General features: G+C 63.0%; 16 protein-coding genes. 4 read left to right on the forward strand and 12 right to left on the reverse strand.

Annotated features, from left to right (window positions below; all coding sequences use genetic code 11):
- Positions 1-83: 83 nt before the first annotated feature.
- A complete protein-coding gene (locus DMO26_RS17045; RefSeq protein ID WP_117193339.1) occupies positions 84-416 on the reverse strand; it encodes a hypothetical protein in 333 nt (110 codons plus the stop codon).
- Positions 417-570: 154 nt separating this feature from the next.
- On the opposite strand from DMO26_RS17045, the gene DMO26_RS17050 reads away from it, so the two are divergent.
- Positions 571-1,827, forward strand: a complete 1,257-nt coding sequence (locus tag DMO26_RS17050) for a glycerate kinase type-2 family protein (RefSeq protein WP_117193340.1) — start codon at positions 571-573, stop codon at positions 1,825-1,827.
- 62 nt (positions 1,828-1,889) lie between these two features.
- Here the strand turns inward: DMO26_RS17050 and DMO26_RS17055 are convergent, their stop codons facing one another.
- From DMO26_RS17055 to DMO26_RS17070, 4 genes are all read right to left on the reverse strand, one after another.
- A complete protein-coding gene (locus DMO26_RS17055) occupies positions 1,890-2,795 on the reverse strand; it encodes a S1C family serine protease (RefSeq protein ID WP_117193341.1) in 906 nt (301 codons plus the stop codon).
- Between the two features lie 324 nt (positions 2,796-3,119).
- A complete protein-coding gene (locus DMO26_RS17060) occupies positions 3,120-3,344 on the reverse strand; it encodes a hypothetical protein (RefSeq protein WP_117193342.1) in 225 nt (74 codons plus the stop codon).
- A 121-nt stretch (positions 3,345-3,465) separates the two neighbouring features.
- A complete protein-coding gene (locus DMO26_RS17065) occupies positions 3,466-3,999 on the reverse strand; it encodes a DUF992 domain-containing protein (protein ID WP_117193343.1) in 534 nt (177 codons plus the stop codon).
- Positions 4,000-4,145: 146 nt separating this feature from the next.
- Positions 4,146-5,039, reverse strand: coding sequence for a helix-turn-helix domain-containing protein (locus DMO26_RS17070; protein WP_117193344.1), 894 nt, complete (start codon positions 5,037-5,039; stop codon positions 4,146-4,148).
- A 112-nt stretch (positions 5,040-5,151) separates the two neighbouring features.
- Here DMO26_RS17070 and pobA point away from each other — a divergent pair, with 112 nt between their 5' ends.
- From pobA to DMO26_RS17085, 3 genes are all read left to right on the forward strand, one after another.
- Entirely contained in the window at positions 5,152-6,321 is a 1,170-nt protein-coding gene (gene pobA / locus DMO26_RS17075) for a 4-hydroxybenzoate 3-monooxygenase (RefSeq protein WP_117193345.1), read from the forward strand.
- 190 nt (positions 6,322-6,511) lie between these two features.
- Entirely contained in the window at positions 6,512-7,255 is a 744-nt protein-coding gene (locus DMO26_RS17080) for a phosphatase PAP2 family protein (RefSeq protein ID WP_117193346.1), read from the forward strand.
- Positions 7,256-7,257: 2 nt separating this feature from the next.
- Positions 7,258-7,824: a putative glycolipid-binding domain-containing protein gene (locus tag DMO26_RS17085; protein ID WP_117193347.1), complete on the forward strand. Its 567-nt coding sequence runs from the start codon at positions 7,258-7,260 to the stop codon at positions 7,822-7,824.
- 9 nt (positions 7,825-7,833) lie between these two features.
- Here the strand turns inward: DMO26_RS17085 and DMO26_RS17090 are convergent, their stop codons facing one another.
- The 7 genes from DMO26_RS17090 to DMO26_RS17120 all read right to left on the reverse strand — a co-directional run bounded on the left by DMO26_RS17090 (position 7,834) and on the right by DMO26_RS17120 (position 12,978).
- The gene (locus tag DMO26_RS17090) at positions 7,834-8,244 is read right to left on the reverse strand and encodes a TIGR02588 family protein (RefSeq protein WP_117193348.1); all 411 of its coding nucleotides are present in this window, start codon (positions 8,242-8,244) and stop codon (positions 7,834-7,836) included.
- A gap of 10 nt (positions 8,245-8,254) precedes the next feature.
- Complete coding sequence (locus DMO26_RS17095; RefSeq protein ID WP_404947059.1) at positions 8,255-9,169, reverse strand: TIGR02587 family membrane protein; 915 nt, start codon at positions 9,167-9,169, stop codon at positions 8,255-8,257.
- A 90-nt stretch (positions 9,170-9,259) separates the two neighbouring features.
- Positions 9,260-9,640, reverse strand: coding sequence for a response regulator (locus DMO26_RS17100; protein ID WP_117193349.1), 381 nt, complete (start codon positions 9,638-9,640; stop codon positions 9,260-9,262).
- A 42-nt stretch (positions 9,641-9,682) separates the two neighbouring features.
- Complete coding sequence (locus DMO26_RS17105; protein ID WP_117193350.1) at positions 9,683-10,630, reverse strand: sensor histidine kinase; 948 nt, start codon at positions 10,628-10,630, stop codon at positions 9,683-9,685.
- Between the two features lie 180 nt (positions 10,631-10,810).
- Positions 10,811-11,593 (reverse strand): DUF1194 domain-containing protein, encoded by a 783-nt coding sequence (locus DMO26_RS17110; protein ID WP_117193351.1) that lies wholly within the window; start codon positions 11,591-11,593, stop codon positions 10,811-10,813.
- 105 nt (positions 11,594-11,698) lie between these two features.
- Positions 11,699-11,929 (reverse strand): hypothetical protein, encoded by a 231-nt coding sequence (locus tag DMO26_RS17115; protein ID WP_226951333.1) that lies wholly within the window; start codon positions 11,927-11,929, stop codon positions 11,699-11,701.
- 188 nt (positions 11,930-12,117) lie between these two features.
- Positions 12,118-12,978, reverse strand: coding sequence for a LysR family transcriptional regulator (locus DMO26_RS17120; RefSeq protein ID WP_117193352.1), 861 nt, complete (start codon positions 12,976-12,978; stop codon positions 12,118-12,120).
- Between the last annotated feature and the right edge of the window lie 203 nt (positions 12,979-13,181).

Raw genomic sequence — 13,181 nt, forward strand, 5'->3', positions numbered from 1 at the left:
TCCGCCACCAGAAACCAAAAGCCCGGCCATCCATCGGCCGGGACCTCTATTATAGAGTATGGGGAGAACGGCAAACGGCCGCGTCAGCTGGCGCGCAGTTCGGGAAACTTCTTCCGCAACTCATCCATGGAGGCGATCACCGCATCGTCGGCATGCAGCGTTACCGAGATGTTGTCGGCGACATTGAGCGTCTCCTCGAAATGCACCGGCATCTGCTCGCCGCTCTGGCGCACCAGCGTGGCCTCGTTGCGGAACCCCTGTTTCAGCAGCCAGTCGCGCGGCGCCGTCAGGCTGACGGCCACATGGTAGGCGCCATCGTTTTCCTTGCGGGCCTTCAGTTTGTAGGTCACCGGCGACCGGTCTCCGCCGATCTCGATCTGGCCCGGATACCCAGCTTCTTTGAGATGTTCGGTCATGTTCTCGCTCCTTCGTTCTGGCGGCAACTGACAGGGACAACCGACAGTCGTTCGCTTTGTTCCGGGCTTGCGGGCACGGCCCGATCAACGCGGGTTGACGGCTGTCAACTGGCGTGATGGAAAGTCCGCAACCGGGAAGAAGAGGAGGAAGACGATGACGGATCGGGACTTGCTGGAGGCGCTGTTTGCCGCGGCCGTGAGAGCCGCCGATCCGCTGACCGGGATCCGGAAACACCTCCCCTCCCCTCCGAAGAATGGCCGAACCGTCGTGATCGGCGCCGGCAAGGGTGCCGCCCAGATGGCGGCGGCGCTTGAGAGCGTCTGGCCGGGGCCGCTCACCGGCGTCGTGGTGACCCGTTACGGTTATGGCTGCGAGACGAAATCGGTCGAAATCCTGGAGGCCGCCCATCCCGTGCCGGATGCGGCGGGTCTCGCCGGCGCCGGGAGACTGTTCGAGGCGATATCCGATCTTTCCGAGGACGATCTCGTCGTCGCGCTCGTCTGTGGCGGCGGTTCCGCGCTGCTGCCGGCCCCACCGGAAGGCTTGACGCTGGAAGACGAGATCGCGCTCAACGAAATGCTGCTTGCCTCCGGTGCGCCGATCTCTGCGATGAACGTCGTCCGCAAGCACCTGTCGACCCTCAAGGGTGGAAGGCTTGCCGCAGCCACCAGGGCTCGGGTCGTGAGCCTGATCGTCTCCGATATTCCGGGCGACAATCCCGCCTTCGTCGCTTCGGGGCCGACGATTCCGGACGCGACGACGCGCCAGGATGCGCTCACCATTGTCGAGCAATACAGGCTGCAGCTGCCTGCCACGATGATCGCGCATCTCAATTCGACGGCTGCCGATGCGCCGAAGCCGGACGATCCGGTCTTCGCCCGGCATGCGCATTTCGTCATTGCGTCGGCGGGCGTATCGCTGGAGGCTGCGGCCGAGGTCGCTCGTGCCCAAGGCGTGACGCCTTACATCCTGTCGGACTCGATTGAGGGAGAAGCCCGCGATGTGGCGCTGGTGCATGCGGCGCTTGCCCGGGAGGTGGCGTCGCGCGATCGGCCTTTCGCCAAACCGGCCGTGCTGCTCTCCGGCGGAGAAACGACGGTGACACTAAGGGCCAAGGGCGGCAAGGGGGGGCGCAACGGCGAGTTCGCCCTGGCGCTTGCTCTGGCGATCGATGGTCACAGCATCACCGCGCTTGCCGCCGATACGGACGGCATCGACGGTTCCGAGACGAATGCCGGCGCCTTTGCCGACGGCACGACGGCACGACGCCTGCGGGCGGCGGGATTGGATGGGCGCAAGCTGCTCGATGGGAACGACAGCTTTTCGGCGTTCTCGGCGATCGGGGATATCTTCGAGACCGGTCCGACGGGGACGAACGTCAATGATTTCCGTGCGATCATAATAAGGTGAGGCAGCGCGGCATACTCACTTTCTCTCCCTTGCGAGGGAGAAAGCGAGTATGCCGCTTGCAATTACTGCAGCTGCGGCTTCCTCAGAAAATCATTCCGATCCGCAGACTTTACTCTCAGCCAGGCCTCGCGTCCGTCCCGTAGGATGCGCATCGGGATTTCCGAACCCGGCGGGCCGCTTTTCCAGATCTTGCGGTAAAAGTCCGCAAGTCCGTCCACCTCGCCGTCGCGGATTTCCGAGATGACGTCGCCGCGCTTCAGGCCGGCGCGTGCCGCCGGACCGTTTTCGGTGACGCTCATGACCACGACTTCGCCATTGCTTTCCGCCGACATGGCGCCGAGCCAGGGGCGCGGCGGGCGGTTGAATTCGCCGCGATTGAGCAGGTCATCGAGGATCGGCTTCAGGAGATTGACCGGCACGACCATGTTGATGTCGGCGATCTCGCCGCCCTTGCTCATCTGCAGCCGGAGCGATCCGACGCCGAGCAGCTTGCCTTCGGCGTCGACCAGGGCGGCGCCACCCCAGGAGGGATGGGCCGGCGCGATGAACAGCGCTTCGTCCAGCAGATATTCCCAGTAACCGGCGAATTCCTGCTTTGCGACGATGTTGCCGCGGACATACTCGCCCTCGCCATCGGCAAAGACGATCGGTTCGCCGAGATGGGCCCCGTCGGAATCGCCGATTTCCAGCGCCGGCAGTTCCAGCGGCGCCAGCGCCTGGACGAGGCCGAAACCGCTTTCCTGGTCGTAGGCCATCGGATGGGCCGGGACGACGCGCCCGTCATGGCGGGTGAGCCACACTTCATCCGCTTCGGTGATGAGATAGCCGATCGTCAGAACCAGCCCGTTTTCCCGGATCACGACCCCCGATCCCTCCCGCCGGGTGCCGAGCGTGTTGGCGGTGAAGGCGTTGTCCGGAATTGAAGCGCGCAGGCCGACGACCGACCGCAAAATTTTCTCGATATCCATGATGCAAATCCTGATGAAGCGATATGGACTCCACGTCCCGAAGGGTCTGCAAAGACAGCTATACCGCCCTTTTAAGGTATGAATGTGAAAGGCCGGACGCAAGGGCGCGAATGCTCGTCGCCGCTTGCAAGCCGTTCATCCGGTTTGATAACTTGTATATGTCGCTTCGCGGCACCCCGGACTGTCGTTTCCGCCGGCCCCTATCTCCCGCCGCGATCATGCTGGCATGCATGGTCGGCCCGCTGGTCATGGCGTAGACTTATCGGCAATGATGGTGCAGCAGCCATGGGGTCCAGGGCTCTCGTGGTTCCCGGTGGGGCGCTTCTATTTCAGCCGTTCGATGAGGCTGGTGCGCCAATCGCCGGCAAAGCCGAAGGTTGGCGCCGGGATTTGATCGGAAAACCAGAACGAACTCATATGTGCGATATCGGGCGTGCAGTACCAGTGCGCCCGGCCGTCTTCGTCGACGGCCCACCACCGGGCATTTGCGGGTGCCAAGCTCCAATCCACGTCGACGATCGCAATCGCGGCAGGGGATGGTCTGTTCATATCGGTCATCGCGTCGGGAAAATAGATTCAGGCCCCTGAATACAACCCGAAAAACCTACTCATGTCAGGTTCAGGTACGGCCCCTCCCCGTCTCGACGGGAAGAGGCGCGAACTTAAAGGCTCAGCTTGCCGGCGTCAGGGTGACCGACGTGCCGGTGGCAGCGACGTTGAGGCCGAGCTGGCCGGTGACGCTGACCGTCTGCAGGTGGATCGAGCCCGCGGTGCCGCCGACGAGAACGTTGGCGCCGATGCCGGCACCGACCGTGGCTTCCGCGGTGGCGCCCTGATAAAGACCACCAAGCGAACCGTGGTGGTAACCGGCCGTCGGTGCGAAGACGGCCCAGATCAGCCGCGAGCGTGTGGTAAAGCCGAGATCGACGCCCATCTTGCGCACGACACCGGTATAGCGGTCGAGCGGCTCGCTGCCGATCGCGGTCGTAAAGACGCAATCGGCTTCCTTGGCGGAACCGAGCACATAGCCCACGCCGCCGCCGATCGAGCAATCGAGATAACCGATCCGCACGCCGCCGCGCTGGTCCGGCTCCTCATAGACCGGCACGCGATCGCGGCGGGTAATCATGTCGGCCGAAAAGGCCGCGCCGGCACTCGTCACCACCGGCAGGGCGGCAAGCGCCACAGCAACAATCTTCTTCATCCCTGTACTCCTTATTCTTCCGCCGCCCGTTCGTGGAGACTCAACCCGAGCCGGCCAAGCAGCGATGGGAAACGCATGTGGCGGAAGAATGATCCCGCAGCGCACGCACACGAATTGTCTCCGGGTGTTGCAAATGTGAGCCGCCGTCAGCCGTCCGTCCCCCGACGGAGGTTTTGCCGCTCGGCTGTCCGATATTGCCGTGGCGTCTGGCCGGTGCGGCGCAGGAAGCAGCGTGAAAAATATGCGGCATCGGAAAATCCCAGGTGACCGGCGATCGACTGTACGCTGTGCGTGGTGAAGACCAGCGCGCGCCGTGCCTCGTCGATCACACGCGCCATGATCAGGTCGTGGATGCTCATGCCGGTCACCTGGCGGACGATGCGGTTCAGATGAGTGGGGGATAGGTTGAGCTGCTTCGCATAGGCCTCGGCCGGAAGCTGATCACGGAAGTGCCGGCCGATCAGGTCCTTCAGCGCTTCGACGCGCGCGAGGTTGAGGTCACCGAACTCCTCCTGCCCGCCTCCGACCACTCTTCCGAGGATGAGGATCGCTGCCGTGAGATAGGCCTCGATAAGATCGTTGCGTCCCGGGCGCTGCGCCTCGAACTCATCGAACAGGCGCGAAAAAGTCTCGTCGAGATACTGCGCGTCGTCATCCCCACCCGGAAGCGGGATCATCCGCGGCTTCGAGAGCCAGTCCTCCGGCCGTTTGGCAAGCCCCGCAGTGAGCCGCAGCCGTTCCGCCACCAGCGTGATGACCAGTCCGTCGATATCGCGGGAAAAACGAAAGCCGTGGCTGACGCCCGGCGGAATGGCGACGACGCAGGGCGGCGTCAGCGCTATTGTGGCAGGGCCGAGGATCGCATCGCCCGAGCCGGTCCGAATGTACAGGAACTGCTGGAAGCTCTCATGACGATGCACGCCGATCTCCCATTGGTGCGTGCTGCTGCGTGACGCGATCGTTTCGCAATGAAGCCAGAAATCCGGGCGTTTTGCGCGAATTTCTCCATAGAGATCGTAAGTCGGGACTGGTGAACGCATCCAGGAAGCTCCGTAGCCGAATGTCCGTTTTGTCCTATAGATTGCGCGGAATGTCCATTGTCCGGCAGCCTGATTATGCGCTTATCGGGAGAGATGAATTCGGGAGGATTTCATGCGTACCAAGGTCGCCATCATCGGCTCCGGCCCGTCCGGCCTGCTGCTCGGCCAGCTTCTGACCGATGCCGGCATCGACAACGTCATCCTGGATCGCGTCGGAAAAGACTATATTTTGGCCCGCGTGCGCGCCGGCGTTCTGGAAGAGGGCATGGTCGGCATGCTGGACCGCGCCGGCGCGGGCGAGCGCATGCACAGGGAAGGCCTTCCGCATGACGGGTTCTCGCTCGCTTTCGACGGCCGCGACCATCGTATCGATCTCTTCGGACTGACGGGCAAGCGCGTCACCGTCTACGGCCAGACGGAGCTGACACACGACCTGATGGACAAGCGCGAGGCGAGCGGCGGCCTGACGATCTACGAGGCGGCCCATGTCGTCCCGCATGATTTCGACGGCGCCTCCCCTTATGTCACCTATGAAAAGGATGGCATAACCCATCGGATCGACTGTGATTTTATCGCCGGTTGCGACGGCTATCACGGCGTCAGCCGCAAATCGGCGCCGGAGCGCGCGCTGAAGACTTTCGAACGCGTCTATCCCTTCGGCTGGCTCGGTATCCTCGCCGACGTGCCGCCGGTCAGTCATGAACTGATCTATGCCAACCACCCTCGGGGGTTCGCGCTATGCTCCATGCGGTCGCAAACCCGCAGCCGCTATTACATCCAATGCGCCCTTGATGAGAAGATAGAGGACTGGTCGGACGACCGTTTCTACGACGAGCTGCGCCGTCGCCTGCCGGCCGAACATGCCGAACGCATGGTCACCGGTCCGTCTTTCGAAAAGTCGATCGCGCCACTCCGCTCCTTCGTCGCCGAACCGATGCGTTTCGGCAAGCTGTTCCTTGTCGGCGATGCGGCGCATATCGTGCCGCCGACCGGCGCCAAGGGCCTCAATCTCGCGGCGAGCGACGTGCACTACCTCTTCGACGGCCTGCAGCAATTCTACGGCGGAGGGTCCGCCGCCGGCGTGGACGCCTATTCCGCGCGGGCACTGAAACGCGTCTGGCGTGCGGTGCGCTTCTCCTGGTCGATGACGACGATGATGCACCGGTTTCCCGATACCGGTGAATTCGGCCAGAAGATACAGGAGGCCGAACTCGACTATCTGGTCGGTTCGAAGGCCGCGTCGACCGCGCTTGCCGAAAATTATGTGGGGCTGCCTTATTGAGGCAGGGTTTCGCCCGGATGGGCGGGCTGCCGTTCGGGGCGATCCTTCATGCCGTGGTCGCAGTCGGACGGTCTTTGTGGGCGATCGGGGCAGAATCCTCCGGCCGCCTTCCATCGACCGCCCCTTGAGCACCGTCGGATCGGTCTTAAATTAGCCTCCAGCAGAAGTTTGCCAGGAGCCAGGAGCCCGGATGGCTTTCCATATCCGCGTCGCGCAACGTGTCGTCCAGAGGGTCATGACGTTCGAGCCGATCGGCTTGATGATGTTCGCCGCGCTTGCAGGCGGGCTTTTCCTTTTCTTCCAGCTGACCGGCGAGGTGATCGAAGGCGATACGCATGCCTTCGACGAGAGGATTCTCTTGGCGCTGCGCGATACGGCGGACCTCAAGACGCCGCTCGGCCCCTACTGGCTGGAGCATGCGGTCGGAGATATCACTGCGCTCGGCGGCATTACGGTGCTCGGGCTGATGACGGTGATGGGGACGACCTTTCTGCTCCTGTCGCGCCAGCGCGCGATTGCCGCCTTCATGTTCCTGTCGATCGCCGGCGGCTGGCTCGTGAGTTCGCTGCTGAAGCTCGGCGTGGCACGGCCACGGCCGGATATCGTGCCGCATCTCGTGGAGGTGCATGACCTGAGCTTTCCGAGTGGCCACGCGATGCTCTCGGCGGTGACCTACCTGACCCTCGGCGCGCTCCTGTCGGGTGCCCAGCCCTACCGGTCGACGCGGATATTCCTGATCGGCGCGGCGATCTTCCTGACCTTCATCGTCGGTCTCAGCCGGATCTATCTGGGCGTCCACTACCCGACCGACGTGCTGGGCGGCTGGTGTGCCGGCGCCACCTGGGCGCTGGCTTGCTGGATGATCGCGCGGCGCTACATCCCGGTCATTCCGGATAGCCCGCCGGTCCGATCCGGGTTTCGGGAGGAGGACTGACCATGACCGCATCATCCATCCTTTTCTGGCGCCGTACCGATGTCGAAGGTTTCGAACGGCTGGAACTGTCGGTCGAACCGGATGGCGTCAAGGCGAACTCGACCGTGCTCTGCTTAGAGGAAGGCGGCTTCCGGCTGGATCATCGCTGGCGGCTCACGCCCGACTGGCGGGCCCAGTCGGTCACCGTCGAGCGCTGGAATGCCGGAGGGCACGGCATGCTGCATCTGGAGCGCGTCGGCAGCGGCTGGCGGGTCAACGACCTGCCCCGCCCGGATCTCGACGGCGCCGAGGAGCCGGACCTCTCGGTCACGCCCTTCTGCAACACCTTCCCGATCCGCAGGACACCGGAAAATCCGGGCGAAAGCCTCGCTCTCACGACCGCATTCATCGACGGCCCGGCGCTCACCGTGGCGCGGTCGAGCCAGCGTTACGACCGGCAGGGACCCGGCAGGGTGCGGTATGTCGATCTCGGCCTTTCGGCCGGTTTCGAAGCCGACCTGGCGGTCGATGAGGAGGGATTGGTGCTCTCCTATGAGCACCTGTTCGAACGGGTCTCGCCGCCGGCGTGAACTTTTCCCTTACGGGTCCGTGTAGCCCACTGCGCGGATCCTCACCTGCCGATTGCCGGGATCCTGCGAAAAGAGGATCGCTCCGGAGGATTTCGATTGCGCCGGCACATAGTCGAAGGTCACGTCGGCGTCTTCCACCACGGCGCCGCCTTCGAGGATCTCGCCGCGCACGGTCACCGCGGCGGCGGTCGTCGTCGCCTTGTTGGCGATATCGAACTCGATGCGGTAGCCGCCCTCCACCGGGCTGCGTTTCGTCATGGAGATGCCGAGATCCGGCGGCGTCTTCTCCTCCGTTATCGCCTCGTAGGCGACCCAGGCAACGATAGCGATGACGAGGACGGACGACACGACGCCCGTCACCCATTCGATCCAGTGGGGTTCCTCCGTCTCGGTATGCGGCCGGCTGATGATGTTGGTCATGGCTTGCTCACTACAGGATAAGGCGGGCGGCGGCGGCGCCGATTGCGCCCGGGAAGGAAAGCACGATGGCCGACATGATCACCTGCGTCGGCGCGATGTCGTCGAGCCGCCCGAAGGTCCACAATACATAGAGGCTGATCGCCATAGCCACCATGTAGCCCGGCAGCGTAAAGCGGAAGAAGGCGTGCCACCACGGCGTACCCTCCGGTATCTCATGGGTGCCCTTGAAGGCGACCGCATAAACGAAGCCGTGCATGATGGCGATCGACATCGCGATGCAGGCCAGCGCATGCCATGGCGTCATCTTGAAGGAGATGAGGATGATCTCCTCGGTGGGCGCGACGTTGAGACTGAGGAAGAGCGCGCCGACCCCCATCAGGAAGAGTTCGCGGCTGTAGCTGGTGGAAAGCGTGTTCGGCACGGCGTCGCCTTCTTTGCCGCCGCTATCCCCGCCGTGCAGGCTCCCGCCAAGGTCGTCGTCCTTCCCGCCGTCCGCCTGGCCGGTGAGCTGGGAGCGGCCGAGCAATGCACCTATGCTCGCCGGCACCGCCTGCATGGCGATCTTGCCGAGAATTTCCGAGAGCGGCATATGCGTCTTGAGATCCCCCAGCATGAGGAGGACCGCTGCGCTCATCAGGATACCGAGGCCATAGGCGATTACGGCATCCCGGCAGGCCTCGGCCCAGGTCGAGGTGTGCTCGAAACCGATGCGGTGGGCGAGCACGACGAGAAGCGGAATATTGACCACGAGAAGCAGGAAAAGGCGGCCGCGATCGACATAGAAGCCGAGTTGCCAGAGCTCCATGGTCATCAACATCGGAATGCCGAAAAGCATCGCGCCCGCAGCGCCGCGGCCGAGGCCGATGAGAAAGGGACGGGGGTCGCGGATGTTCCTGTCCGGTTGTGCCGCCGTCACGCCCTTCAATACCGCCCTCCCTTGCACAAATTTTGCGACGAAGCGGACAGAAACTCGGAAGTCCCGGAAATGTTCCCGCCCCGGCTCACATGTGCCGGCTCACATGTGTAGGACAGGCGCGTCGCAGCCGCTCGGAAAGCAGTTTCCCTGAAGCGCCGCATGCAGTTCGTCGGGCGTGAAAGGTTTGTTGAGCACCGTGCGGCCGGGATAACGCCCTTCAAGCCCCGCCGGCCCGTATCCGGTGATGAAGATGAAGGGGATACCCTTCTCCTCCAGCGTGTCGGCCACCGGAAACGACTTCTCCGCGCCGAGATTGATATCGAGCAGGGCGATGTCGATGCCGCCCGTGTCGATGATCGACATGGCGGAGGATACGCGTGGCGCAATTCCCGCCACGCCGTGGCCGAGTTCGCGGAGGATATCCTCTGTCAGCAGGGCCACCAGCATTTCGTCCTCGACGACAAGAACGTTAAGACCCATGATCGAACCTCCCAATGTAATCCATGCCCAACCGGTCCCTGTTCAAACCGGCAAGGATATCCATGCCGTTACGCCTCCGGGGGCGAAGCGAAGTTCCGAACTGCCTGCCGCCTCGTGCGGCAGCAGGTTCAAGATGAGGCGGCTGCCGAAGCCGCGCCGTGCCGGCTCCTCCACCGGCGGGCCGCCGCTCTCGCGCCATTCCAGATCGAGAAACCGCTGGCCCTCCTTCTCGGCGATCTGCCAATGGATCGAGACTTTGCCGGCCGCATTCGACCAGGCGCCGAATTCGAGCGCATTCAAGGAAAGTTCCTTGAGCACCAGCGCCAGCGTCTGGGCGCGGGCCGGCTTCAACCTTATGTCCGGTCCGCCGATCTCGATGCGCTCGGAGCGAGGCACCGAAAAGCTGGTGACTTCCCGCACGAGTTCGGAAAATCCGGCGCCCTGCCAGCCTTCGCCTGCCAGCAATTCATGAACTTTCGAAAGCGCCATCAGCCGGGCTGAAAGCCGACGTTCCGCCTCCTTTGCCGATCCGCCGCCGGAAAGGCTCTGCCGTGCCAGCGCCTGGATCGTCGCAAGCATGTTCTTCACGCGGTGATTGAGTTCGGCCACCAGCAGCGTCTGGGTTTCCTCCAGCGTCTTGCGGTCGTGGATATCGATGCAGGATCCGAAATAGCCTGCGAATGCGCCGTTTCGATAAAAGGGCTTGCCGTTGTCGAGGATCCATCGATAGACGCCGTCATGCCGGCGCAGGCGATATTCCATGGAGAATTCCAAGCGGGCGTCGAACGATGATATGTAGATCTGCAGACAGCGGTCGTAGTCGTCCGGATGCACGCCTTCGGCCCAGCCGCTGCCCAATTCCTCCTCCTCGGTGCGGCCGGTGAATTCGAGCCATGGCCTGTTGAAAAAATCGCACGCCTTGTCGAGGCCGGCGCGCCAGATCATCACCGGGGCATTGTCCGCGAGCTCCTCGAAAAGATCCTTCGGCAAGGTTCGTTCCCTTTTGAGGACTATGTAGACTTCACCCGGAAACGGTCAAGATGGACGCCACTGCCGCTGGCCTCGCGTTCGACGAAAGCGGTAGGCCCGGGCCGCCGGATCGCGATGGGCAGAAGGTTGCCGGCAAACCGCCACGACTTCGCAGGCATGCGGACGAGGGGATGGGAAGGATCAGCGATCGAAAAGATCCTGCCACTGCTTCTCGCCGACGAGGCAGTCGCTGGACGGATGATTGGCGGCGATCCTCCGTACCGTGGGCGGCGGCATGAGGCCGCTGATCTCCATGACCAGCTTGCGCCGCACGGCAACGGAGAAGTCCTCGATCTTGTGGACCGGAAGCACGAACGAGCCGGGACCGCCGGTTACGCAGTCGGCATAATATTTGTCGAGCCCGCCCGGCGCGCCGGAAGGGCGCAGCATGATCGCCAGGCCATTGATGATGATGCCCGCCTCCACCGCCTTGTCACGGGCCGGCGCCACCGGATTGCCGGAATTGTTCGGCCCGTCGCCGGAAACGTCGATCACCTGCCGCGTACCGTGAAAGGAATTGGCGACGATCATTGTCGCACCCTGGGTGATCGCCGCCGAAATCGAGGTGCGGCGCTGGGTATTGACCGGCCGCGCCTCCAGCTTGGCCGCGAAGGCCCGCGCATCCTGTTCCGTTTCGACCACCGTCCAGTCGATGATCGAATCCGGCACCACGTCGCCCGCCCATTCGAAATAGCTGATGGCGATCCTGCCCGTCAGCCCAGACTTCACCGCATCGATGAATTCCCTGTGCTTCAGCGCCTCGACATAACCCTCGCGCTGGATGCGGACCTCTTCGTAATCCATGGAGCGGGACGTATCGACGGCAAGAACAAGCTCCACATCGACCTCGCCTCCCCCTTTCTGCGCCACCATGGGCATGGGGGCGGCGGAGAGGCTCATGAGCATCGCGAGTGTTGCAAGCATCGGCAATCCAATCACTGCGTTATCGAAGTAATAAAACTGTAACACAGCTTGGATGGAGGGCGACTCTCCTCGGTGCTCCTGCTTTCAACTTTCGGTGATGGGATTTTATTCCGCAGCCACCATCGGCACCTTCGACCCATGGCTGAACGCCTCCACGAGGCAATCCACGATTGCCTTGCGCAGCGCATAGGTATTGGCGTTGGTGCGCTTGTGATCGAGGCACTGAGCCGCTTCCACCAGGCTCATGCCCTGATGGACGACGATCTGGTGGGCGCGGTTCATGGCCCAGTGCTCGACCGAATAATGGTCTTCACCGGCGTAACTTTGTTCGCTCAAAGCAGCCTCGCTAGTCATTAGCTTGAGTTGGATGCGAATCATCTCGCATCTCAGAAATTAACCCGGCATCAGAATTTCGTGAATCCTTTTCTTCTGTATTTCTGAAGTAGAAAGTGCGAATTTCGCTGTAAATTCAAGTCCTATCAATTCTCGCGGGTGATTATTACTGGAGCCAAGCCGAATAGATGTCAGCTTTCTCCGGCCTCCGAAACCAGCTGGGAGAGGATGGCGATCAGCCGCCGGTGCTGGTGGGCGTGGCGGGAACGGACGTTGGTCGCCGCATAGACCGACTGGGCGATGTCCGGCGCGTCGTGCACGGGTTTCGCGATGCCGCTGACGGCGAGCTCGGCGGCCGTCGCGCGGGTGACATAGGCGGCCCCGCCAAGCATCTTCAACAGGTCGGCCAGGATCAGGTTGCGGCCGGTCGCCACCGGCGCGGACGAAAATTGCGGCAGCGCCAGCCGGTGGGCCCTGTCGAAGGCCGGCGAATAATTGGCATGGATGTAGTTTTCCGGCCGGACCTCTGAGACGGACGTAGCATTGGTGGTGACCAGCACGTAGGAAACCTCTCCCACGCGCTCGTAATACAGGTCGGCCAGGTGGTGGGGCGTATAGAGGACCGCAAGGTCCAGATCGCCCGCGCCGAGATCGCGGTTCATCTGTGCCGAGTAATCGGCCTCGAGGTAGATCGAGGTGGCGGGCAGTTCGGTTCGTACGGCTTTCAGGAAACGCCCGGCGATCATTTCGGCGACATCGTGCTGCATGCCGATCCGCATCGCCCGCTCATAGGCGCCAGCCGCTTCCACCGCCCTTGCCGCCTCGTGCCACTGGCTCTGCAGCGCCTTGGCATGGTCGAGCAGGCGAAGCCCGGCCGCAGTCGGCACGGTGCCGCCCTTGCCGCGTACGAAAAGCTTGCGGTTGAATTCCGTCTCCAGCGCCTTCACCCGGTGCGACACGGTCGACTGCGTGACGTTCAGCCGTTCGGCGGTGCGGTTGAAACTGCGCGTCTCCATCAAGTCGAGGAATGTTTCGATGAGGTCGATCTGCATTAGGCTCCTTAGTGCATGCCCTCATCCGCCCGCCGGCAGCTTCCCGCCCGGACGGGGAGAAAGGCATATGCCGCGCCGTCCATCCTCCGAGCGACGCCGCGCGGGGCACCCGCAAGCACGGAGAGGGTTGGGGCGAGGGACAAGTCCTCTCCAATCTAATCGAAATCTTCGATCAATAAACCCCTTTCCATCCGCTTGATGCC

Origin of the sequence: Rhizobium terrae (assembly GCF_003425685.1) — a bacterium.
In the GTDB taxonomy this organism is placed as follows: Bacteria; Pseudomonadota; Alphaproteobacteria; order Rhizobiales; family Rhizobiaceae; genus Neorhizobium; species Neorhizobium terrae.

Bases quoted from the DNA above. Each gene is read 5' to 3' on its own strand.
- DMO26_RS17060 (WP_117193342.1), bottom strand. From the start codon at position 3,344: ATGAACAGACCATCCCCTGCCGCGATTGCGATCGTCGACGTGGATTGG.
- DMO26_RS17080 (WP_117193346.1), top strand. From the start codon at position 6,512: ATGGCTTTCCATATCCGCGTCGCGCAACGTGTCGTCCAGAGGGTCATG.
- DMO26_RS17085 (WP_117193347.1), top strand. From the start codon at position 7,258: ATGACCGCATCATCCATCCTTTTCTGGCGCCGTACCGATGTCGAAGGT.
- DMO26_RS17050 (WP_117193340.1), top strand. From the start codon at position 571: ATGACGGATCGGGACTTGCTGGAGGCGCTGTTTGCCGCGGCCGTGAGA.
- DMO26_RS17055 (WP_117193341.1), bottom strand. From the start codon at position 2,795: ATGGATATCGAGAAAATTTTGCGGTCGGTCGTCGGCCTGCGCGCTTCA.
- DMO26_RS17090 (WP_117193348.1), bottom strand. From the start codon at position 8,244: ATGACCAACATCATCAGCCGGCCGCATACCGAGACGGAGGAACCCCAC.
- DMO26_RS17070 (WP_117193344.1), bottom strand. From the start codon at position 5,039: ATGCGTTCACCAGTCCCGACTTACGATCTCTATGGAGAAATTCGCGCA.
- pobA (WP_117193345.1), top strand. From the start codon at position 5,152: ATGCGTACCAAGGTCGCCATCATCGGCTCCGGCCCGTCCGGCCTGCTG.
- DMO26_RS17120 (WP_117193352.1), bottom strand. From the start codon at position 12,978: ATGCAGATCGACCTCATCGAAACATTCCTCGACTTGATGGAGACGCGC.
- DMO26_RS17065 (WP_117193343.1), bottom strand. From the start codon at position 3,999: ATGAAGAAGATTGTTGCTGTGGCGCTTGCCGCCCTGCCGGTGGTGACG.
- DMO26_RS17045 (WP_117193339.1), bottom strand. From the start codon at position 416: ATGACCGAACATCTCAAAGAAGCTGGGTATCCGGGCCAGATCGAGATC.
- DMO26_RS17100 (WP_117193349.1), bottom strand. From the start codon at position 9,640: ATGGGTCTTAACGTTCTTGTCGTCGAGGACGAAATGCTGGTGGCCCTG.
- DMO26_RS17110 (WP_117193351.1), bottom strand. From the start codon at position 11,593: ATGCTTGCAACACTCGCGATGCTCATGAGCCTCTCCGCCGCCCCCATG.